The organism is Kocuria flava (assembly GCF_001482365.1).
In the GTDB taxonomy this organism is placed as follows: Bacteria; Actinomycetota; Actinomycetes; order Actinomycetales; family Micrococcaceae; genus Kocuria; species Kocuria flava.
In genome coordinates, this window is sequence record NZ_CP013254.1 from 1,549,317 (window position 1) to 1,570,790 (window position 21,474).

Genomic DNA, 21,474 nt, shown 5'->3' on the forward strand with positions numbered 1-21,474 from the left:
TCGTGCGCCTGGTGGTACCGGGGAATTCGCACGGTGCACGGCGGGAGCGGAGCCCTTCCGGGCCTGTGTCGGATATTGCGCGAGTTCCGTTCCACGATACCAGCGCCCTGGCAGTTTGCTGACAGCCTGTCCCGCGCCGCGTGCAGGACGCCCGCCCCGTGCCCGCGGGGCGGGGACGGGCCCGCGCGCCGATACAGTGGGGGCCGTGACCACCCCGATCGAGCACTTCCACCCCTTCGTCCCCGCCGGCGGCGTCGGCTCCCGGCTGTGGCCGCTCTCGCGCGCGGACGCCCCCAAGTTCCTGCTGGACCTCACCGGTTCGGGCTCCTCCCTGCTGCGGGCCACCTACGACCGGCTCGCGCCGCTGAGCGGCGGGCGCGTCATGGTCGTGACCGGGCGCACGCACGCGCCGGCGGTCTCGGCCCAGCTGCCGGAGCTCGCGGCCGCGGACCTCGTGCTGGAGCCCTCGCCCAAGGACTCCGCGGCCGCGATCGGGCTCGCCTGCATGCTCCTGCTGCGCCGGGACCCCGAGGCGATCGTCGGGTCCTTCGCCGCCGACCACGTCATCCAGCCCGCCGCCGCCTTCCAGGAGGTCGTGCGCGAGGCCGTGGCCGCGGCCGCCTCCGGGCGGATCGTGACGATCGGCATCCCCCCGACCTCGCCCGCGACCGGCTTCGGCTACATCCGCGCCGGCGCGCCCCTGGGCCTGGAGGCCGCCCCGCACGCCCTGCAGGTCGAGGAGTTCGTGGAGAAGCCCGACGAGGAGACCGCCCGCGCCTACGTGGCCGGCGGCGACTACACCTGGAACGCCGGGATGTTCGTGGCCCCCGCCGCCCTGCTGCTGGCCCACCTCCGGCGGAGCGAGCCCGAGCTGCACGCCGGGCTCGCCGAGATCGCCGACGCGTGGGGCACCCTCGCCCAGGACGAGGTCGTGGACCGCGTCTGGCCGGGCCTGCCCAAGACCGCGATCGACTACGCCGTGGCCGAGCCGGCCGCGGCCGCCGGGGACGTGGCGATGGTCCCGGCGACCTTCACGTGGGACGACGTCGGGGACTTCGCGGCCATCCACCGGCTGAACCGGGTGGACCCGGCCGGGGACTCCGACGTCGCGGTGCTCGGGGAGAACACCCGGGTGCTCGCCGACGCGTCCTCCGGCGTCGTCGTCTCGGACACGGGCCGGCTGGTCGCGCTGATCGGGGTCGAGGACATCGTCGTCGTCGACACGCCCGACGCCCTGCTGGTGACCACGCGCGAGCACGCCCAGCGGGTCAAGGACGCCGTGAACTCGCTCAAGCGCAGCGGCGACACCGACGTCCTCTGAGGCGCCCCGGCCCGCCCGGGAGCGCCCGCCGCCGGGAGTATCCTGGGCAGATGCCTGACGCGTCCTCTTCCGCCCCCGCCACGGAGGCCGGCCTGCCCCCGGCCATCGGCCCGCTGCTCAAGCGGTACCTGCCGGAGCTCGTCGGCTTCCGGCGCGACCTGCACCGCCACCCGGAGCTGTCCTACCAGGAGTTCCGCACCACCGACCGGATCGTGGCGGCGCTGGAGGAGATGGGGCTGAGCCCGGTGCGGCTGGCGGACACGGGCTGCTACGTGGACATCGGCCACGGGCCGATCGCCGTGGGCCTGCGCGCGGACATCGACGCCCTGCCCATCCAGGAGGCGACCGGGCTCGAGTACTCCTCCGTCAACGACGGCGTGGCCCACTCCTGCGGCCACGACATCCACACCACCGTGATGGTCGGCGTCGCCCGCGTGCTCGCCGACCTGCACCGCACCGCCCACATCGCCGGGACGGTGCGCGTGGTCTTCCAGCCGGCGGAGGAGCAGCTGCCCGGCGGCGCCCTGGGCGTGCTCCGCCAGGGCGTGCTCGAGGGCGTGCCGCGGATGTTCGCCCTGCACTGCGAGCCGAAGGTGGACGTCGGGCGGGTGGGCACCCGCATCGGGGCCATCACCTCCGCCTCGGACACCGTGCGGATCGAGCTCTCCGGCCGCGGCGGGCACACCTCCCGCCCGCACCTGACCCAGGACCTCGTCTACGCGATGGCCCAGATCGCGGTGAACGTCCCCGCGGTGCTCTCCCGGCGCATCGACGTCCGCTCCGGGGTGGCGGTGGTCTGGGGGCAGATGCACGCCGGGGTGGCGCCCAACGCGATCCCCGCGACCGGGTTCATGTCCGGGACCCTGCGCTGCCTCGACGCCGACGCCTGGCACCGGGCCGGGGCGCTGCTGGACGAGGTCGTCCACCAGGTCGCGACCCCCTACGAGGTGGACGTCCAGCTCGAGCACGTGCGCGGGGTCCCGCCCGTGGTCAACGGCGAGACGGAGACGACGCTGCTGGAGAACGCCGCCCGCGCCGAGCTGGGCGAGGACGCCGTGGTGCTCGTGGACCAGTCCATGGGCGGGGAGGACTTCGCCTGGTTCCTGCAGGAGGTCCCCGGGGCCATGATGCGCCTGGGCACCCGCACCCGGGGCGGGCACACCTACGACCTGCACCAGTCGGACTACATCGCCGACGAGGCCGCGATCGGCTGCGGCGTGCAGGTGATGGCCTCCGCGGCCCTGCGGGGCATCCGCCTGCACGCCCGGGAGCAGGCGGAGGGGCCCGCCGTCCCCTGAGGGCGTGGCGCGGATCACCGTCCTCCGGTCCGCGGGTACACTGGCCCCGTGCCGCGCCCGCCGCGCCCACCACCGCCGCGCCGTGCCCCCTGGAGACGCTGTGACCCTTCCGCCCGGAGCCGTCCGACGCCTCCCCGCCGCCGTGCTGGGCCTCTCGGTGCTCGCGCTCGCCGGTTGCGGCCTCCCCCTCGCGGACGGCGGTGAGGTCCAGGAGCAGGCCGCCGGCTTCACCGGGTGCATCGTCTCGGACGAGGGCGGCTTCCAGGACCGGTCGTTCCACGAGAGCACCCGCTCCGGCCTGCAGGCCGCCCGTGCCTCCCTGGGCATCGAGGTCCGGGAGGCGGAGTCGCAGGTGGCCGCGGACCTCGAGCCCGGCCTCGTCGCCATGGTCCAGGCCGGGTGCGACGTGACCGTCGCGGCGGGACACCGTCTGGCCGCCGCGACCCGGACGGTCGCGGCGGCCGAGCCGAGCACGAGGTTCGTCGTCGTCGACGACGCGACGGTCGGGCTGCCCAACGTCAAGCCGCTCGTCTTCGACACGGCGGGGGCGGCGTTCCTCGCCGGCTACGTCGCCGCCGGCAGCACGCGCACCGGCACGGTCGCCGCCTACGGCGGCATGGACGTCGCGCCCGTGCGGGTGATCCTGGACGGCTTCGCCGACGGCATCGCCCACTACAACGAGACCGAGGACGCGGAGGTCCGGCTGCTGGGCTGGGACAGGGACTCCCAGGAGGGCACCTTCGTCGGCGACTTCAGCGACACCTCCGGGGCCGCGACGATCACCCGGGGCTTCGTCGCGGACGGCGCCGACGTCGTCCTGCCGGTCGCCGGTGAGGCGGCCCTGGGAACGGTCGACGCGGTCGTGGAGGCCAACACCGGCGGCGACGAGGTCCGCTTCGTGTGGGTCGACGCCGACGGCCACAGGACCCTCGAGAAGGGAAAGGAGTACCAGCTGACCTCCGTGCTCAAGCAGCTGAGCATCTCCGTCCAGGACGCCGTCGAGTCGGCCGCCCGCGGCGAGTTCAGCAACGAGCCCTACGTCGGCACCCTCGAGAACGGCGGCGTGGGCATCGCCCCGTACCACGACCAGGAGGACGCCGTCGGCGAGGAGCTCGCCGACGCGGTCGAGCAGCTCGAGCAGGACGTCATCGACGGCACGGTCCCCGTCGCGTCCGAGAGCTCGCCCTCGCTCCGACCCGCCGCCCCGGCGGCGTCCGGCCGTCCCGGCACGAAGGAGTGAGCACCCCGTGAGCACGTCCCCCGAGGTCCCCGGAGGCACCGCCCCCGGCGAGGACGTCCCCGCCGCCGGCGCGGTCGACTGGGCGGGCCTGCGGGCCGCCGCCACTGCGGCCCTCGAGCACGCCTACGTCCCCTACTCGCGGTTCCCGGTCGGGGCCGCGGCCCTGACCGAGGACGGCCGGACGGTGGCCGGGTGCAACGTGGAGAACGCCTCCTACGGGCTGACCCTGTGCGCCGAGTGCTCCCTGGTCTCCGCGCTGCACATGGGCGGCGGGGGCCGGCTGACGGCCTTCGTGTGCGTCGACGGCCGGGGCGAGGTGCTCATGCCGTGCGGGCGCTGCCGGCAGCTGCTGCACGAGCACCGCGCCCCCGGCATGGTGCTGCTGACCGTCTCCGGCGTGCGCACCATGGCCGAGGTGCTGCCCGACGCCTTCGGCCCCGAGAACCTCTGACCCCTCCCGGAAGGACCCGTACCGTGACCGAGCCGTTCGACGCCGTCGACGTCATCCGCACCAAGCGCGACGGCGGGAGCCTCTCGCCCGCCCAGATCGACTGGGTCGTGGACGCCTACACCCGCGGCGCCGTGGCCGAGGAGCAGATGAGCGCCCTGGCCATGGCGGTGTTCCTGCGCGGGATGGACCGCGCCGAGATCTCCCGGTGGACGCACGCGATGATCGCCTCCGGGGAGCGGCTGGACTTCTCCCCGCTCGTGGCCTCGGGGGCCCGCCGGGCGACCGCCGACAAGCACTCCACCGGCGGGGTGGGGGACAAGATCACCCTGCCCCTGGCCCCGCTGGTCGCGGTCTTCGGGGTGGCCGTCCCGCAGCTGTCCGGCCGGGGCCTCGGCCACACCGGCGGCACGCTCGACAAGCTCGAGGCGGTGCCCGGGTGGCGGGCGGCGCTGTCCAACGACGAGATGCTCGCGCAGCTGCGCGAGGTCGGCGCCGTGATCTGCGCGGCCGGCTCCGGGCTGGCCCCGGCCGACAAGAAGCTCTACGCCCTGCGCGACGTCACCGGCACGGTCGAGTCGATCCCGCTGATCGCGTCCTCGATCATGTCCAAGAAGATCGCCGAGGGCACCCAGGCCCTCGTGCTCGACGTCAAGGTCGGCTCCGGGGCCTTCATGAAGGACCTCGGCTCCGCCCGCCAGCTCGCCCGCACCATGGTCGACCTCGGCACCGACGCCGGGGTGCGCACCACCGCGCTGCTCACCGACATGTCCACGCCGCTGGGCCTGGCCGTCGGCAACGCCGTGGAGGTCGAGGAGTCCGTCGAGGTCCTGGCCGGCGGCGGCCCGGCCGACGTCGTCGAGCTCACCGTGGCGCTGGCCGAGGAGATGCTCGCCGCCTCCGGGGTCCCGGGCGCGGACCCCGCCGCGGCGCTGCGCGACGGCCGGGCCATGGACGTGTGGCGGGCGATGCTGCGCGCCCAGGGCGGGGACCCCGACGCCCCGCTGCCGCGGGCCCGCGAGACCGAGACGGTCACCGCCGCCGAGGACGGGGTGCTCACCGGCCTCGACGCCTACCGGGTCGGGGTCGCGGCCTGGCGCCTGGGCGCGGGGCGGGCCCGCAAGGAGGACGCCGTGCAGGCCGGGGCCGGCGTGGTCCTGCACGCCAAGCCGGGGGACGCCGTCCGCGCCGGGCAGCCGCTGCTGAGCCTGCGCACCGACACCCCCGAGCGCTTCGCCCGGGCCCGCGAGGCCCTCGAGGGCGCCGTCGTGATCGAGCCCGCCGCCCCCGCCGGGGCCGCCCGGAGGTCGGTGGTGCTCGAGACCGTGCGCTGAGCCGGGGCGCCGGGAACGCGCCCCGGGGGCGCGCCTATACTGCGGGAGAGCCGCGCGGGCACCGCACCGCGCGCACGAGACGCGAGAACGAGACACGACACCAGCACCGTCACGAGCGGCGAGCGAGAACCGAGGGCGCACACGCGCCCGGAAGGGTGGGTCCAGTGGGTCTGCGAGGCATTTTCCGGAAGAGCACGGGCGAGGACGCGCCGCGGGGCCCCGAGCAGCCGCACCCCGGGACCCCGCCCGGCGCCCCGGCCGGCGACGAGCACCCGCCCGCCGACCGGGAGGGCCCGCGGCCCCTGCCCGCCGGGAGCCCCCTCGCCACGCTCGTCGAGCGGCTCACCGCCCGCGGCGCCGAGCACGCCGTGCTGACCCTGGACCAGCGCGGCAGCACCATGACCCAGCAGACCGAGCAGTCCTCCGAGGGCTCCGCCCCCGCCGTGGAGTCGGGCACGGTCGACCACGACTCCCCGCTCTTCGACCCCGTCGCCGACCTCTACAGCGAGGCGATGGCCGGCCCGCGGGGGGCCTGGCAGCGGGCCCGGATCGAGGTCGGCCCCGAGCACGAGGGCGTGCGGCCCGTGACGGTCGCCTACGGCTGGCCCGACGGCGGCGAGAGCGTCGAGACCTGGGAGTCCGGCCGGCGCACCGAGGACGCGCGACCCGACGGGGAGCCCGCCGGTGACGCGGACGACGAGCGCCCGGAGGCCGGACCGTCCGGCGACCGCCCGGACGCCTCCGGGACGGCCGCGGGCCCCGGCGCCGAGGAGCAGCGGGCGCAGCCGGGCGACGGCACCGCCGGCACCGCGGGCGGGACCACCGGGACCGCGCCGCGGCCGGGCGCCCCCGTGCTCGAGGAGGTCGAGCAGCCCGGTGCGGCGTCCACCGGCGCGGGGCCCACCGGCGCGGGCTCGACGGCCGCCGGGCTCGGCGCCGCAGCGCTCGCCGGCCGGTCCGAGGAGCCCGGCACCGCCGCCGGTGAGCAGGCCGGCGGCGCACCGGGCCCGGACCGGCAGGCCGCGGACGAGCGGGCCGGGGACGAGCGGGTCCCGGACGAGCACGCCGGGGACGAGCGGGCCGGCGTCCCCGCCCCGGCGGACGCCCACGGCGTGCCCGACCACGTCGACCACGAGGAGTGGCACGAGGACGACGAGCCGGCCGCCCCCACGGGCCACCGCGCGGCCGCCGGCGCCGCCGGCGAGGGGAGCGGGGCCTCGGCCCCCGGCACGGCCTCCCGCACCGACGTGCCCCCGTCCTACCGCGCCCACGAGGCCGCCGACGAGCGCCCGGCCCAGGACCGCCTGGCCCAGGGGAACCTGGTGCTCGCGGAGGCCGACGTGCTCCGCCGCCTCGCCGACGCCCAGCGCCGGCTCTTCGGCGAGGACGGCACCGCGATGGACGTCTCCACGGTGCTCGTGCGGGTCCGGGCCCTGGGCACGTACTACGACGCGCTGACCCACGTGCGCAAGAACGGGTTCTGGGACCAGCGGCGCACCTTCGACCTCGTCCCGGAGGAGCTGCTGCACGTGCAGGAGCTCAAGGACGAGTCCTACGTGGAGGGCGCGGGCTCCCCGCTCGCCATGATGTTCCGCTTCCGGCCCGGCATCCCCCCGGAGGTCTCCTTCGACTACGGCGACGAGGAGGCCTTCGTGCGCTACGAGCAGCGCCTGCCCGCCCAGAACTACCTCGAGGAGCTGCGGATGTACCCGCGCACCGGCGCGAACATCCCGCAGCACATGAACGAGGCCCTGCAGGACTGGACCTACTGAGCCGGCCATGACGACCTCCGCCGCCGAGCTGCGGCCCGACCGGGTGCCCGACGGCATCCTGCGGGACCTGCCCAAGATCTGCCTGCACGACCACCTCGACGGCGCGCTGCGACCGGCCACCGTGGTGGAGCTCGCCGACGCCGCGGGCCACCGCCTGCCCGTGACCGACCCGGCCGGCCTGGGCCGCTGGATGCGCCGCAGCGCCGGGTCGGGCTCGCTCGTGCGCTACCTGGAGACCTTCGAGCACACGGTGGCCGTGCTGCAGACCCCCGAGGCGCTCGTGCGCTGCGCGCGGGAGTACGTGGAGGACCTCGTGGCCGACGGCGTCGTCCACGCCGAGGTCCGCTGGGCGCCCGAGCAGCACACCCGCGGCGGGCTGTCGATGGTCGAGGCCGTCGAGGCCGTGCGCCTCGGCCTGTCCGAGGGCGTGCTCGCGGCCGAGGACGCCGGGCACCTCGTGTCCGTCACCCAGATCCTGTGCGCGATGCGCCACGGCGACCGCTCCCTGGAGGTCGCCCGCCTCGTGGTGGCCGACCGCGACCGCGGGGTCGTGGCCTTCGACCTCGCCGGGCCCGAGGACGGCTTCCCGCCGGCGCGCCACCGCGAGGCGCTCGAGCTGCTGGCCGACGAGCTCGTGCCCGTCACCCTGCACGCCGGGGAGGCCGCCGGCATCACCTCGATCCGCGACGCGCTGGCCACCGGGCGGGCGCTGCGCCTGGGCCACGGCGTGCGCATCGCCGAGGACATCGACATCGACCAGGAGGACGGGGTGGCCGTGGTCGACCTGGGCCGCACCGCGGGCTGGGTCCGCGACCGCGGGATCGCCCTCGAGATCTGCCCCACCTCCAACCTCCAGACCGGGGCCGTGGCCGCGTGGGGCACTTCGCCCGACCGGCACCCGGTGGACATGCTCTACCGCACCGGCTTCAACGTCACCGTCTCCCCGGACAACCGTCTGATGAGCGGCACCACCGTCACCGGGGAGCTGTCCCTGCTCGTGGAGCACTTCGGCTACGGCCTCGAGGACCTCGAGCGCCTCCAGCGCAACGCCGCCTCCGCCGCGTTCCTGCCCCTCGAGGACCGGGACGTGCTCGACGAGCTGATCACCGAGGGCTTCGAGGGGCTGGGCGCATGAGCCAGGGACACGGCACGGACGGGCCCGGCGGCACCGGGGCGGGCGCCCTGGGCGTGCCCGGGCACACCGGTCAGCGCTTCGCCGAGCTCGTGGCCGTCATGGACCGGCTGCGCTCCCCGGGCGGGTGCGCGTGGGACGGCCAGCAGACCCACGAGTCCCTCGTGCGCTACCTCGTGGAGGAGGCCTATGAGGTGGTCGAGGCGATCGAGGCGGAGGGCGGGCCCGCCGCCCACGCCGAGCTGCTCGTCGAGGAGCTCGGGGACGTCCTGCTGCAGGTCGTCTTCCACGCCCGGGTCGCCCAGGAGCGGCCCCGGGCCGAGGGCGGCTTCGACGTCGCCGACGTCCTCGAGGCGCTCACCGCCAAGCTCGTGCGCCGCCACCCCCACGTGTTCGGCCCCGGCGCCGCCGGGGACGCGGCCGGGGAGCACACCCCCGACCAGCTCCACGCCCGCTGGGAGGAGCTGAAGACCGCGGAGAAGCCCGAGCGCACCGGCCCCTTCGACGGCATCCCGCCCCACCTGCCCGGCCTCGCGCTCGCCGAGAAGGCCCTCGCCCGGGCCCGCAAGCACGGCCTGGAGCCCCCGGCCCCGGCCGGGGACCCCGCGGCCCCGGGGGCCGAGGAGGAGCTCGGCCGGACCCTGTTCGCCCTGGTCCGCGACGCTTCCGCCCGCGGCCTGGACGCCGAGCGGGCCCTGCGCGCCGCCGTGCGCGAGTACGTCCGCGCGCACGAGCAGGGCTGAACCGCCCCGCACCGTCACGCGGCGCCGCCCGGTCGCGGCCCCCGCCCCCGGACTCGGTAGGCTGGGACCCGCGCGGCCCGGACCACGTCCGCCCGGCCCCGCGGTCCGGTGACCACCCACCCCTCGACGTCAGGAGCTATCCATGGCCATGATCACCGCAGTGCACGCCCGCCAGATCCTCGACTCCCGCGGCAACCCGACCGTGGAGGTCGAGGTCCTGCTGGAGGACGGCAGCTACGGGCGGGCCGCCGTGCCCTCCGGCGCCTCGACCGGCGAGTTCGAGGCCGTCGAGCGGCGCGACGGCGACAAGAAGGTCTACCTGGGCAAGGGCGTGCTGGACGCCGTCAAGGCCGTCGACGAGCAGATCGGCGAGGCGATCGTGGGCCTCGACGCCACGGACCAGCGGCTGGTCGACCAGGTCATGCTCGACCTCGACGGCACGGAGAACAAGGCCGGCCTCGGCGCCAACGCGATCCTCGGCGTCTCCCTCGCCGTGGCCCGCGCCGCCGCCAACGCCTCCGACCTGGAGCTCTACAAGTACCTGGGCGGCCCGAACGCCCACGTGCTGCCCGTGCCCATGATGAACATCCTCAACGGCGGCTCCCACGCGGACTCCAACGTGGACATCCAGGAGTTCATGATCGCCCCGATCGGGGCCCCCACCTTCTCCGAGGCGCTGCGCACCGGCGTGGAGGTCTACCACTCCCTCAAGGCCGTGCTCAAGGAGCGCGGGCTCTCCACGGGGCTGGGCGACGAGGGCGGCTTCGCCCCGGACCTCGAGTCCAACCGGGCGGCCCTGGACCTGATCTCCGAGGCGATCGAGAAGGCCGGCTACACCGTGGGCACCGACGTCGCCCTCGCCCTCGACGTCGCCTCCTCCGAGTTCCACGAGGACGGCACCTACGCCTTCGAGGGCCAGCAGCGCACCGCCGAGCAGATGGTGGCCTACTACGAGGAGCTCGTGCGCGACTACCCGCTCGTGTCGATCGAGGACCCGCTGGACGAGAACGACTGGGAGGGCTGGAAGGCCCTCACCGCGTCCGTGGGCACGACGGTCCAGCTCGTGGGCGACGACCTGTTCGTCACCAACCCCGAGCGCCTCGCCCGCGGGATCGAGGAGGGCGCGGGCAACGCGCTGCTCGTGAAGGTCAACCAGATCGGCTCCCTCACGGAGACCTTCGACGCGATCTCCCTGGCCCAGCGGCACATGTTCCACTGCATGATCTCCCACCGCTCCGGCGAGACCGAGGACACCACGATCGCCGACATCGCGGTGGCCACCAACGCCGGGCAGATCAAGACCGGCGCCCCGGCCCGCTCCGAGCGCGTGGCGAAGTACAACCAGCTGCTGCGCATCGAGGAGGAGCTCGGCGACTCCGCACGCTACGCCGGGGCCGCCGCGTTCCCGCGCTACCGCAGCCGCTGACCGGCCCGCCCGGCGCGCCGCCCGGCGCACCGGACCCGCGCTGCGCCGGCCCTCCGCCCCGGGGGCCGGCGCCGCGCGGGCGCTAGACTGGAGCCCGTCCCCGCCCGCCCCACCGTGAGGTCCGCATGCCCGCACCACGTTCCCGATCGGCCCGCCCCGCCGGCGGCCGGGAGCCCGCGCGGGGCGGCCGGGGCCCCCGGCCGCAGACCGGGTCCAGCGCGGTGGGCGAGCCCGAGCCCGCCCGCAGCTTCAGCGGCCGCTTCCTGGTCCTGACCCTCGTGGCCGTGCTCATCGTCTTCCTCGCCGCCCCGACCACCAAGATCTGGCTCGAGCAGCGCGCCGAGATCGCGGCCCTGGAGGAGTCCATCGCCGAGATGCGCGCGCGCGAGGACTCGCTCGGGCAGCAGGTCGACCAGTGGTCGGACGAGACCTACGTCCGGCAGCAGGCCCGCGACCGTCTGCTCTACGTGATGCCGGGGGAGCGGTCCTACCTCGTGGTGGGCGCCGAGCAGATGGAGGGCGCCGTGGTGGACTCCTCGGCCGCCCAGGTCGAGGCGGAGCGGCCCGCGTGGGTCGACGCCCTGTGGCAGTCCGTCGTCGCCGCCGCGCACGTGGACGAGGCCGGGGGCGCACCCGCGGACGGCGCGACCGGGGACGGCACCTCCGGGCAGGACGGGACCGCGGGCGACGACGACGCCACCACGACCGGCCCCGACCCCGCGCAGGAGGCGGAGCCCGCCCCGGCGGCGGAGGACGACCCGGCGGGCATCCCGGACCCGGCGAGCCCGCCGGACCCGGCCGAGAACGACGGCACACAGTGAGGAACGGCGTGAACGACCAGCACGGACCCGACAGCCCCGCGGACCCGCGGCCCGCCCCGCGCGGACTGGGGGTGACGGCGGAGACGCTCGAGCCCACCCCCCTGGACCTGCAGGTGCTCTCGCGCCAGCTCGGGCGGCCGGTGCGCGACGTCGTCGAGATCCCCGCCCGCTGCACGTGCGGCAACCCCCTCGTGGCGGCCACCGCACCCCGGCTCTCCTCCGGGACCCCGTTCCCCACGGTCTTCTACCTGGCCCACCCCGTGCTCACCGCCGCGGTCTCCCGGCTCGAGGCCGGCGGGCTGATGTACGAGATGACGGACCGGATCGCCGCCGACGACCGGCTCGCCGCCGCCCACCGCGCCGCCCACGAGGACTACCTGGCCGAGCGCGCCCGGATCGGGGCGAAGGCCGGCACCGGGCCCGTGCCCGAGATCGAGGGCATCTCCGCCGGCGGGATGCCCGTGCGGGTCAAGTGCCTGCACGTGCTGGCCGGCCACGCCCTCGCCGCCGGCCCCGGCGTCAACGTCCTCGGCGACGAGACGCTCGAGGCCGTCGCGCCCTGGTGGACCCCCGGCACCTGCGCCTGCGACCCCGCCTGGCGCGAGGACTGAGCGGGGCCCCTCCCCGCCGGCGGCAGGCCCGCCCGCACCCGACCCCGCCGGGCACCGCCCGGCACCCCGACCCGCCGTGCCCCGCGCCGGCCCGTCCCCGCCAGGAGCACCCCATGCGCACAGGCGCCATCGACTGCGGCACCAACTCCATCCGCCTGCTGATCGCCGACACCCGGGAGGAGGACGGGCGCACCGTGCTCGACGACGTCGTGCGCGAGATGCGCGTGGTCCGCCTCGGCCAGGGCGTGGACGCCACCGGGTGGCTCGCCGAGGCCGCCCTGGAGCGCACCTTCGCCGCGGCCGAGCACTACGCCCGCCTGCTGGCCGAGCACGGGGTGGAGCACCTGCGCTTCGTCGCGACCTCCGCGACCCGCGACGCCGGCAACCGGGACGTGTTCCTCGAGGGCATCCGCACCCGGCTCGGCGTGGTCCCCGAGGTCGTCACCGGCGACGAGGAGGCCCGCCTGTCCTTCCTCGGAGCGGCCGCGGCCCTGCCCGGGCTCGCCCCCGAGGACCGGGTGCTCGTGGTCGACCTCGGCGGCGGCTCGACCGAGTTCGTCCTGGGCGACGCCGAGGGCGTGCGCGTCGGGCGCAGCGTCGACGTCGGCTGCGTGCGCATGACCGAGCGCCACCTCGGCTCGAACCCGCCCACGCCCGCCCAGCAGGAGGCCGTGCTGCGCGACGTCGACGCCGCCCTGCGCACCGTCGCGGCGAGCGTGCCGCTGGCCGCGACCACCCACCTGGTCGGCGTCGCCGGGTCCGTCACGACCGTCACCGCCCACGCCCTGGGACTGCCCGGCTACGACCCGGCGGCCATCGACGGCGCCGAGCTGCCCCTCGAGCGGATCGAGGCCGCCGCCCGCGAGCTCACCGCCATGACCCGGGAGGAGCGGGCCCGCCTGCCCTACATGCACGAGGGCCGGGTCGACGTCATCGGCGGCGGCGCCCTGGTGTGGCGGCGCATCGTGGCCGCGGTGGCCGAGGCCACCGGCGGGCGCGTGCGCTCGGCTGTCGCCAGCGAGCACGATATTTTGGACGGCATCGCCCTGTCCCAGGTCGTCCCCTCCCCGGTGGAGTGACCCGCCGCCCGGCCCCGACCCGGAAGGTCCCCATGCCCCCGACCGAAGCCCGTCCCCGCCGCGCCCGCGGCGCCGCCCTCGGCGCGGCCGCGGCGCTGCTCGCCGGGCTCGCCGTGCCCGCGCAGGCCGTGCCCCCGGCTCCCGCGCCCAGCATCCCGGTCGAGGACCCCGTCACGGAGCCGCCCGAGGCCCCCGACACCTCCCGCATCGCCGAGGACGACATCCGCGCCCGCCAGTACTGGCTCGACGAGTACGGGGTGCGCGAGGCGTGGAAGGAGTCCACGGGGGAGGGCGTGCGCATCGCCGTCATCGACACCGGCGTGGACCGCTCGCACCAGGACCTCGAGGGCGCCGTCGTCGGCGGCACGGACGTCTCCGGCGCCGGTGCCGCGGACGGGGGCCGCGGCCTCGGCGCGGAGCCCGAGCACGGCACCCTCGTGGCCTCCGTGGCCGCCGGGCGCGGGCACCTGCCCGAGGGCGGGCGCGACGACCCCGCCCCCGGGCGCCCCGCCGGGATCGTCGGCGTCGCCCCCGGCGCCGAGGTCCTGGCCGTGTCCACGTGGCTCGGGGAGGAGACCCCCGAGGTGCGCAGCGTCGACGAGCAGCTGCCCGACGCCGTGCGCTGGGCGGTCGACAACGGCGCCGACATCATCAACATGTCCGTGGGCTCCAGCACGACCTCCTGGCCGGAGAGCTGGGACGAGGCCTTCCTCTACGCCGAGGAGAAGGACGTGCTGATCGTCGCCTCGGCGGGCAACCGGGGCTCCGGGCTCGTGCAGGTCGGCGCGCCCGCGACCATCCCCGGGGTGCTGACCGTCGGCGGGGTGGGCCGCGACGGCGAGGCCAGCTGGGAGTCCTCCTCGCAGGGGATCTCCATCGCCGTGGCCGCCCCCTCGGAGGACATGGTCGGCGCCCTGCCCGGCGACCGCTACGCGGCCTGGGCGGGCACCTCCGCGGCCACCCCGGTCGTCGCCGGCGCCGCCGCCCTCGTCCAGGCGAAGTGGCCCGAGCTCAGCGCCGAGGAGGTCGCCCACCGCCTGACGGCCACGGCCCGGGACGCGGGGGCCCCCGGCAAGGACCCCCTCTACGGCTACGGCGTGCTCGACGTCGAGGCCGCCCTCACCGAGGACGTCCCCGAGGCCGGCGGGAGCCCCCTGGGCAGCATGCGCGAGTGGGTGCGCGTGCACCGGCGCACCGCGGCGGCGACCCCCGCCCCCACGGCCTCCGCCCCGGCCGGCACCGAGCAGGTCGAGGCCGCGGTGGCCCCGCCCGAGCCGGTCGCGCCGCTCGACGAGACGGGGATGCTGCCCGTCGTCGTGCTCGCGGGCTTCGGGCTGCTCGTGCTCGGCCTGACCGCCGGTGCCGTGGTGCACATCCGGCACATCGTGCGCGCCACGGCAGGGGCGGGCGGCGGCCGGGAACACGACGCCCCCTGACGGTGGTCGAGCGGGGGAAGGGCCCTTTCCGACTAGACTCGGGGGCATGTCTTTCACTCAACTGGCCAAGGACCGTCCGCGCCTTCTGATCGTCGGCGGCGGCTACGTCGGCTTCACCGTCGCGCAGGAGCTGCAGAAGCGGATCAAGGACTCCGGCGGGGTCGTCACCGTGGTGGACCCCAACCCGTACATGATGTATCTGCCCTTCCTCCCCGAGGTGGCCGGCGGCAACGTCTCGGCCCGCAGCGCCGTGGTGCCCCACCGCCAGCACCTCAAGGACAGCGAGATCGTGACCGGTCACGTGCTGGGCGTCGACCACGCCTCCCGCACCGCGACCGTCAAGGGCATCGACGAGGGCGAGACCTTCGAGCTGGCCTACGACGAGATCGTCATCGCCGGCGGCTCGGTGACCCGCGCCTTCCCGATCGAGGGGCTCGCCGAGAACGGCATCGGCCTCAAGACCATCGAGGAGGCCGTCGCCGTGCGCAACTGGGTCCTCGAGCGCATCGAGGTCGCCTCCCTGACCTCCGACGAGGCGAAGAAGCGCCGCGCGCTGACCTTCGTGGTCGTCGGCGGCGGCTACGCCGGCACCGAGACCATCGCCGAGATCGAGGACATGGCCCGCAGCGCCGTCGAGCGCAACGAGCGGCTGCAGGTCTCCGACCTGCGCTTCGTGCTGATCGAGGCCATGGGCCGGATCATGCCCGAGGTCTCCGAGGAGCGCGCCGAGAAGGTCGTGGAGCACCTGCGCGGCCGCGGCATCGAGGTGCTGCTCAACACCTCGCTGGACTCCGCCGTGGACAAGCACCTGAAGCTGATCAACATGCAGGACAAGTCCCCGGCCGGCGAGTTCGACACCGACACGCTGATCTGGACCGCCGGCGTGCAGGCGAACCCGCTCGTGAAGAACACCGACTTCCCCCTCGACCAGCGCGGCCGCGTCCGCACCGGGGCGGACCTGCGGATCACCGGCGACGACGGGCCCCTCGAGGGCGCCTGGGCCGCCGGCGACGTCGCCGCCGTGCCGGACCTCACCGGCGGGGGCGTGGGCGGGTTCTGCGTGCCCAACGCCCAGCACGCCGTGCGCCAGGCGCACCAGATGGCCAAGAACATCCTGGCCGCCCGTGCCGGCAAGCCGCTCGAGGACTACTACCACGAGAACCTGGGCGCGGTCGCCGGGCTGGGCCTGTACAAGGGCGTGGCCAGCATCAAGGGCCTCCCCGGCCTGCCCGCGAAGGGCCTGGAGTTCTCCGGGCCGGCCGCCTGGGCGATGCACCGGCTCTACCACGGCTACGCGATCCCCACGCTGGACCGCAAGGCCCGCGTGTTCACCGAGTGGGCGCTGAACTTCGTGTTCGGCCGCGACACCACCTCGCTGCGCCACACCCGGGACCCGCGCACCCGGTTCCAGACGGCCGCCGGCAAGGCGCCCGAGCCGCGCAAGGTCGGTCTCTGACCGGAGTCCCTCCCGGACCGGCCGGTCCCGCCGCGGGCGATCCCCGCGGCGGGACCGCCGCCGGTGCGGCCCCCATAGCCCAATCGGCAGAGGCAGCGGACTTAAAATCCGCTCAGTCTGGGTTCGAGTCCCAGTGGGGGCACGTCGAGCACGCCCGGCGCCACCGCTCCGGCGCGCCCGCGACGGCGGTGAGCGCGGGAACCGGGGCGTGGCGTGGACGTCCCGGCGGACGTGCGGACGGCCGGACGACGCAGCTGACGACGAAGGAGCGCCACCGTGCGGGGCGGGCGGGCGCTCGCCGGGGCCGGGACAGCCCCCCAGCCGTCCCGGCCCCGACACTGCACCCGTGCCGTCCGCCGACCCCCCGTCGGCGCTGCGGCATCGGTGCGCGATCCGCTGAGCGGATCCACGGGTTGCCCCGTGACAAGCACTGTCGCCCATCGCGCCGCCGCTGTCCACGGTCGGGCGCAATGTTGCCTCCCAGGTGCGACACAAAACATTGCGACCGTGAATCCGGGTCCCGCCGGCGCCGCTCCGGCGCGAAGGCGCCGTGGCTGCTCGCCCACGGCGCAATCCCAGCTTCTCTCATGCTTCCGTGATGCAGCCGTTGCTAGGCTGGGTGCACAACACGTGCCACAGCGCCAGGGAAGGACCACACATGGCCGGCGGAAACCCGCTCCTCCGCGATTTCTCGAGGACGGGCGCACAGGGCGCCCAGCCCTCGACCCCCCAGTACGGACAGAGCCCCTACGGGGCCGGCTACGGCCGCCCCCAGCCCGGCTACGGACAGTACGGCCAGGGCGGCTACGCGCCCTCGCCCGAGAACCTCGACGCCCTCTACAACGCCCCGGCGGCCGGGACGAACCAGACCGGGCGGATGACCTACGACGACGTCATCATGCGCACGGCCACGGTGCTCGGCGCCGTGATCCTCGGCGCGCTCGCCGGCTGGGCGTTCCCCGTGCTGGTGCTGCCGGGCCTCGTCGTCGGCCTGGTCCTCGGCCTGGTCAACGCCTTCAAGCGCCAGCCCTCGCCCGGGCTGATCCTCGCCTACGGGCTGTTCGAGGGCATGTTCCTCGGCGGCATCTCGCGCGCCTTCGAGGGCATGTACCCCGGCATCGTCGTGCAGGCGGTGCTGGGCACGATCGCCGTGTTCGTCTCGGTGCTGGTGCTCTTCCGCTCCGGCAAGCTGCGCGCCTCCGGGCGGGCCACGCGCATCTTCATGGTCGCGCTCATGGCCTACGCCCTGTTCGGGCTGGTGAACCTGGGCGCGGTGCTGCTGTTCGGCTTCAACATCCGCACCGACAGCCCGCTGGGGCCCTGGCTGGGCCTGGCCATCGGCGCGATCGCGATCCTGCTGGCGGCCTACAGCTTCGTGCTCGACTTCGAGAACATCAAGCACGGCGTGGCCACGGGCGTGCCGCAGAAGATGGCCTGGTCCGCCGCGTTCGGCCTGACCGTGACGCTGGTGTGGACCTACATCGAGATCCTGCGCATCCTCGCGATCATCCGGGAGATGACCTCCGAGTGATCCCGCGCTGAGCGCTCGCGCGCCGCAGCGGCGCACGCCACGGCCCGGCACCCCCAGGGGTGCCGGGCCGTGGCGCGTCCGGAGGGCTCAGCGGTAGCTGACCGGCGGGTCGGCGGGAGGCAGGGTCGCCGTGAACTCCGCGGCCGCGGCCCGGGGCGGGCGGCCCACGAACAGCCAGCCCAGGACCTGCTCGTGCTCGGCGAGGTCGTAGAACGCGCGCACGGGCTCCTGGTCGGCGCCGTCGCGGGAGGCCCACCGCGTGCCCCACCCGGCGGCCCAGAACGCCGCCTCGAGCAGGGGCCGGATCCCGTGCGCGGCGGCCTTCTGCTCCTTGACCGGCACGTCGGCGGACTCGACGGGGCTGAACACCACGGCACAGCACAGCCCGCCCGTGGACGCCCACGCGAGCGTCCCGCGGAACGCCGCGAGCCGGCGCAGCTGCTTGCCCTTGAGCCGGGGGAGGGGCCGGTGCATCTCGGGCACGCGCGTGAGCCCGGCCATCGCCGCCGCGAGCTCCGGGGCCGAGCGGCGGGTCGTCACGACCACCCGCCACCCCGGGCCGGGACCGCCCGGGGCGGTCCCGGCGACGGCGCGCAGCACCTCCTCGAGCTCCGCGCGGGGCGGGGCGTCCGGGGTCAGGGCGGGGGCCTGACGGCGCTGGCCGAGGATCCTGAGGAAGGTGCGCGACATGCCCCCAGTCTCGCACCGGGGGGCCGTGCCGCTCCGGCACCCGGCCCCTCGCGGGCTGCGCCGCGCCGGGGGCGGAAATCCCGGCGGGACGCACCCTGCGGGCGCCGCGGGCGGCGGCGGGCTCGTGGGAGGATGGCACCATGCCATCGACCTCGCACGGCGCGCAGCCGCCCGCGATCCCCGAGCGCACCCCCGAGCTGCCGCCGCTGCACGGCAACGCCGCCGGCGGCGTGACCGTGCCCGTGCGCGTGGCCGCCGCCTGGTCCTGGCGGCTGATCATCATCCTGGCCGCCGTGGGCCTGCTCGGGTGGATGCTCTCGCGCGTCACGGTCGTGATCATCCCCGTGCTCGTGGCGGGGCTGCTCGCGGGCCTGCTGTTCCCGGTGGTCAAGTGGTTGCGCGGCCGGCACGTGCCCGCGGGCCTGGCCTCCGGGCTGACCGTGCTCGGGCTGATCGCGTTCGTGGCCGGGCTGCTCGTGGTCGCCGGCCGCCAGATCGTCCTGGGCTTCGCCCAGCTCTCCGACTCCGTGGTGGTCGGCACCCAGCAGCTGCTGGGGTGGCTCGAGGACGGGCCGCTGAACATCAGCGCCGACATGCTCAACGAGTGGATCGACGAGCTCGGGGCCACGGTCCGGGACAACAGCCAGGCCATCCTCTCCGGGGCGATGTCCTTCGGCTCGACCGCCGGGAACCTGCTGACCGGGCTGATCATCCTGCTGTTCACGCTGCTGTTCTTCCTCATGGACGGCGAGCGGATCTGGCTGTTCCTCGTGCGGCTCTTCCCCGTCAGCGCCCGGCGGGCCGTCAACGGCGCCGGCCGGCAGGGCTGGCGCTCCCTCGTGCAGTACGCCCGGATCCAGGGGTTCGTGGCGTTCGTGGACGCCGTGGGCATCGGCCTGAGCGCCTTCTTCCTCGGCGTCCCGCTGGCCCTGCCCATCGGCATCCTGGTCTTCCTGGGCTCCTTCATCCCCATCGTGGGTGCGGTGATCACCGGGGCCGTGGCGGTGCTCGTGGCCCTGGTCGCCAACGGCTTCACCAACGCCCTGATCATGCTGGCCTTCGTGCTGCTGGTCCAGCAGATCGAGTCCAACGTGCTCCAGCCCCTGGTGATGGGCAAGGCCGTCTCCCTCCACCCGCTCGCCGTGTTCCTCGCGGTGGCCACCGGCTCGGTGCTCTTCGGCATCACGGGCGCGCTGTTCGCGGTGCCGCTGATGGCCGCGCTCAACACCGTGCTGCGCTACCTGGTCGGGCAGCACTGGCGCACCGACGACGAGATCGCCTGGCAGCCCTACTACTTCCCCTGGGAGATCAAGAAGCACGCCCGGCGCAACGAGCTCAGCCGCGAGCAGGTCATGGAGCAGCTCCAGCGCTTCCGCCGCACCCGCGCCAAGGAGCGGCTGCAGGCGGCCCTCAAGCGCCGCCCCCGCTCGGAGCGGGGCGCCGGCGGCCCGGGCCGGTCCGGGCGCACCGACTAGGATGGGACCCGCGCCCGCCGCCGGCGGGCGCGCTCCGTGCCCCGGTCCGTCCCGCCCGGCCGGGACGCGCCCCACCCCGCACCGCACCGGAAGGACCGCCGTGAGCCTGGCCGATCTGCCCGTCCGCCTCGCCGACGTCGAGGACGCCGCCGCCCTGCTCGAGGGCGTGATCGAGCGGACGCCCATGGCCCACTCCCGGGCGCTGTCCGCGCTGATCGGCTCCGAGGTGAACCTGAAGGCGGAGAACCTGCAGCGCTCCGGGTCCTTCAAGGTCCGCGGCGCCTACGCCCGGATGGCGAAGCTGACCCCCGAGGAGAAGGCCCGCGGCGTCGTGGCGGCCTCCGCGGGCAACCACGCCCAGGGCGTGGCCCTGGCCGCCGACCGGCTCGGGATCACCGCCCGGATCTACATGCCCCTGGGGGCCGCGCTGCCCAAGATCGCCGCGACCCAGGACCACGGGGCGGAGGTGATCCTGCACGGCTCGGCCGTGGACGAGGCGCTCGTCGAGGCCCAGCGCCACGCCGAGGAGACCGGCGCCGTGTTCGTCCACCCCTTCGACCACCCCGACATCGTGGCCGGGCAGGGCACCCTGGGCCTCGAGATCCTCGACCAGGTCCCCGAGGTCGACACCGTCATCACCGGGGTGGGCGGCGGCGGGCTGCTCGCCGGGCTCGCGGTGGCGGTCAAGGCGCGCGCCGAGCAGCTCGGGCGCCCGATCCGCGTGATCGGCGTGCAGGCCGAGAACGCCGCGGCCTACCCGCCCTCACTCGCCGGCGACGCCCTGGTGACCCTCGAGCGGGTCTCCACGATGGCCGACGGCATCGCCGTGGGCAAGCCCGGGCAGCTGCCGTTCAGCATCATCAAGGAGCTCGCCGACGACGTCGTGACCGTCTCCGAGGACGCCCTCGCCCAGGCGCTGATCTTCCTGCTGGAGCGCAACAAGCTCGTGGTGGAGCCCGCGGGCGCGGTGGGCGTGGCCGCGCTGCTGGACGGGCGGCTGCAGCAGGCCCACCCCGACCTGGGCAACACCGTGGTGCTGCTCTCCGGAGGCAACATCGACCCGATGCTCATGCTGAAGGTCATCCAGCGGGGCCTCTCGGCGGCCGGGCGCTACATGACCATCCGGATGATGCTCGTGGACCGTCCCGGGGAGCTGGCCCTGATCTCCCGGATCATCTCCGAGCGGGACGCCAACGTCACCGGCGTGGACCACACCCGCATCGGCGGGTCGCTGAGCATGGGCGACGTCTCCATCACCATCGACATGGAGACCAAGGGCCACGAGCACTGCCGGGAGGTCCTGCGCGCCCTCGAGGCGGAGGGCTACCACCCCGTCGTCGTGCACTGAGCCCCCTCCGTTCCGCCCCGGGCGGGCCCCGGCGGGGACGACGACGGCGCCGGACCTCCTGCTGGAGGTCCGGCGCCGTCGTCGCGGTGGCGGCGGGCTCAGCCGCGGCCGCGCCCGGAGACCCAGGCCGCGAAGGCGCAGACGAACGTCGCGAACAGCGCGATGTTGCGCGCGCTGCCGGGCTCGCCCGCCGCCGGGTCCCCCCGGCCGGCGAGGTGCAGGAGGACCGTCGCCACCGCAAGGACCGCGGTGAGGACGATCAGCACCCACGAGGCGGGGCCCGGGTCGCGCAGCCAGTGGGAGGTCACCGCCG

19 protein-coding genes and 1 tRNA gene are annotated in these 21,474 nt (G+C 75.4%); 18 read left to right on the forward strand and 2 right to left on the reverse strand.

Annotation, left to right across the window (positions count from 1 at the left end; translation table 11 throughout):
- The first annotated feature begins 205 nt into the window (after window positions 1-205).
- The 16 genes from AS188_RS06970 (at window position 206) to AS188_RS07045 (ending at window position 17,648) form a co-directional block, all read left to right on the forward strand.
- Window positions 206-1,321 carry a mannose-1-phosphate guanylyltransferase gene (locus AS188_RS06970; RefSeq protein ID WP_058859784.1) on the forward strand — a complete coding sequence of 372 codons (1,116 nt, stop codon included), beginning with the start codon at window positions 206-208 and terminating at the stop codon, window positions 1,319-1,321.
- A gap of 50 nt (window positions 1,322-1,371) precedes the next feature.
- Window positions 1,372-2,619, forward strand: coding sequence for an amidohydrolase (locus tag AS188_RS06975; RefSeq protein ID WP_058858249.1), 1,248 nt, complete (start codon window positions 1,372-1,374; stop codon window positions 2,617-2,619).
- A gap of 100 nt (window positions 2,620-2,719) precedes the next feature.
- Window positions 2,720-3,859: a BMP family lipoprotein gene (locus AS188_RS06980; RefSeq protein WP_058858250.1), complete on the forward strand. Its 1,140-nt coding sequence runs from the start codon at window positions 2,720-2,722 to the stop codon at window positions 3,857-3,859.
- 88 nt (window positions 3,860-3,947) lie between these two features.
- A complete protein-coding gene (locus AS188_RS06985) occupies window positions 3,948-4,310 on the forward strand; it encodes a cytidine deaminase (protein ID WP_058859785.1) in 363 nt (120 codons plus the stop codon).
- A 23-nt stretch (window positions 4,311-4,333) separates the two neighbouring features.
- Window positions 4,334-5,641, forward strand: a complete 1,308-nt coding sequence (locus tag AS188_RS06990; RefSeq protein WP_058858251.1) for a thymidine phosphorylase — start codon at window positions 4,334-4,336, stop codon at window positions 5,639-5,641.
- A gap of 164 nt (window positions 5,642-5,805) precedes the next feature.
- Entirely contained in the window at window positions 5,806-7,413 is a 1,608-nt protein-coding gene (locus AS188_RS06995) for a hypothetical protein (RefSeq protein WP_058858252.1), read from the forward strand.
- A gap of 7 nt (window positions 7,414-7,420) precedes the next feature.
- On the forward strand, window positions 7,421-8,548 hold the full coding sequence (locus AS188_RS07000) for an adenosine deaminase (protein WP_058858253.1): 1,128 nt from the start codon (window positions 7,421-7,423) through the stop codon (window positions 8,546-8,548).
- Complete coding sequence (locus AS188_RS07005) at window positions 8,545-9,288, forward strand: nucleoside triphosphate pyrophosphohydrolase (RefSeq protein WP_083529300.1); 744 nt, start codon at window positions 8,545-8,547, stop codon at window positions 9,286-9,288. The genes AS188_RS07000 and AS188_RS07005 overlap by 4 nt, the downstream gene beginning before the upstream one ends.
- Before the next feature lie 142 nt (window positions 9,289-9,430).
- A complete protein-coding gene (gene eno, locus AS188_RS07010; protein ID WP_058858254.1) occupies window positions 9,431-10,714 on the forward strand; it encodes a phosphopyruvate hydratase in 1,284 nt (427 codons plus the stop codon).
- Window positions 10,715-10,935: 221 nt separating this feature from the next.
- Window positions 10,936-11,535: an FtsB family cell division protein gene (locus AS188_RS07015; RefSeq protein WP_169797987.1), complete on the forward strand. Its 600-nt coding sequence runs from the start codon at window positions 10,936-10,938 to the stop codon at window positions 11,533-11,535.
- A gap of 8 nt (window positions 11,536-11,543) precedes the next feature.
- A complete protein-coding gene (locus AS188_RS07020; protein WP_058858255.1) occupies window positions 11,544-12,146 on the forward strand; it encodes a DUF501 domain-containing protein in 603 nt (200 codons plus the stop codon).
- Window positions 12,147-12,259: 113 nt separating this feature from the next.
- Window positions 12,260-13,225 carry a Ppx/GppA phosphatase family protein gene (locus AS188_RS07025; protein ID WP_058858256.1) on the forward strand — a complete coding sequence of 322 codons (966 nt, stop codon included), beginning with the start codon at window positions 12,260-12,262 and terminating at the stop codon, window positions 13,223-13,225.
- Between the two features lie 32 nt (window positions 13,226-13,257).
- Complete coding sequence (locus tag AS188_RS07030; RefSeq protein WP_058858257.1) at window positions 13,258-14,661, forward strand: S8 family serine peptidase; 1,404 nt, start codon at window positions 13,258-13,260, stop codon at window positions 14,659-14,661.
- Window positions 14,662-14,707: 46 nt separating this feature from the next.
- Window positions 14,708-16,117 carry an NAD(P)/FAD-dependent oxidoreductase gene (locus AS188_RS07035; RefSeq protein ID WP_058858258.1) on the forward strand — a complete coding sequence of 470 codons (1,410 nt, stop codon included), beginning with the start codon at window positions 14,708-14,710 and terminating at the stop codon, window positions 16,115-16,117.
- 68 nt (window positions 16,118-16,185) lie between these two features.
- Window positions 16,186-16,259, forward strand: a tRNA-Leu gene (locus AS188_RS07040).
- Window positions 16,260-16,775: 516 nt separating this feature from the next.
- A complete protein-coding gene (locus AS188_RS07045; RefSeq protein ID WP_058858259.1) occupies window positions 16,776-17,648 on the forward strand; it encodes a Bax inhibitor-1/YccA family protein in 873 nt (290 codons plus the stop codon).
- A gap of 87 nt (window positions 17,649-17,735) precedes the next feature.
- On the opposite strand, the gene AS188_RS07050 is transcribed toward AS188_RS07045, so the two are convergent.
- Window positions 17,736-18,338 (reverse strand): nitroreductase family protein, encoded by a 603-nt coding sequence (locus tag AS188_RS07050; protein WP_058858260.1) that lies wholly within the window; start codon window positions 18,336-18,338, stop codon window positions 17,736-17,738.
- 140 nt (window positions 18,339-18,478) lie between these two features.
- On the opposite strand from AS188_RS07050, the gene AS188_RS07055 reads away from it, so the two are divergent.
- Both AS188_RS07055 and ilvA read left to right on the forward strand, forming a co-directional pair.
- On the forward strand, window positions 18,479-19,813 hold the full coding sequence (locus AS188_RS07055; protein WP_058858261.1) for an AI-2E family transporter: 1,335 nt from the start codon (window positions 18,479-18,481) through the stop codon (window positions 19,811-19,813).
- A 100-nt stretch (window positions 19,814-19,913) separates the two neighbouring features.
- The gene (gene ilvA, locus AS188_RS07060; RefSeq protein WP_058858262.1) at window positions 19,914-21,161 is read left to right on the forward strand and encodes a threonine ammonia-lyase; all 1,248 of its coding nucleotides are present in this window, start codon (window positions 19,914-19,916) and stop codon (window positions 21,159-21,161) included.
- 98 nt (window positions 21,162-21,259) lie between these two features.
- Here the strand turns inward: ilvA and AS188_RS07065 are convergent, their stop codons facing one another.
- On the reverse strand, window positions 21,260-21,469 hold the full coding sequence (locus AS188_RS07065; protein ID WP_058858263.1) for a hypothetical protein: 210 nt from the start codon (window positions 21,467-21,469) through the stop codon (window positions 21,260-21,262).
- Window positions 21,470-21,474 lie beyond the last annotated feature (5 nt).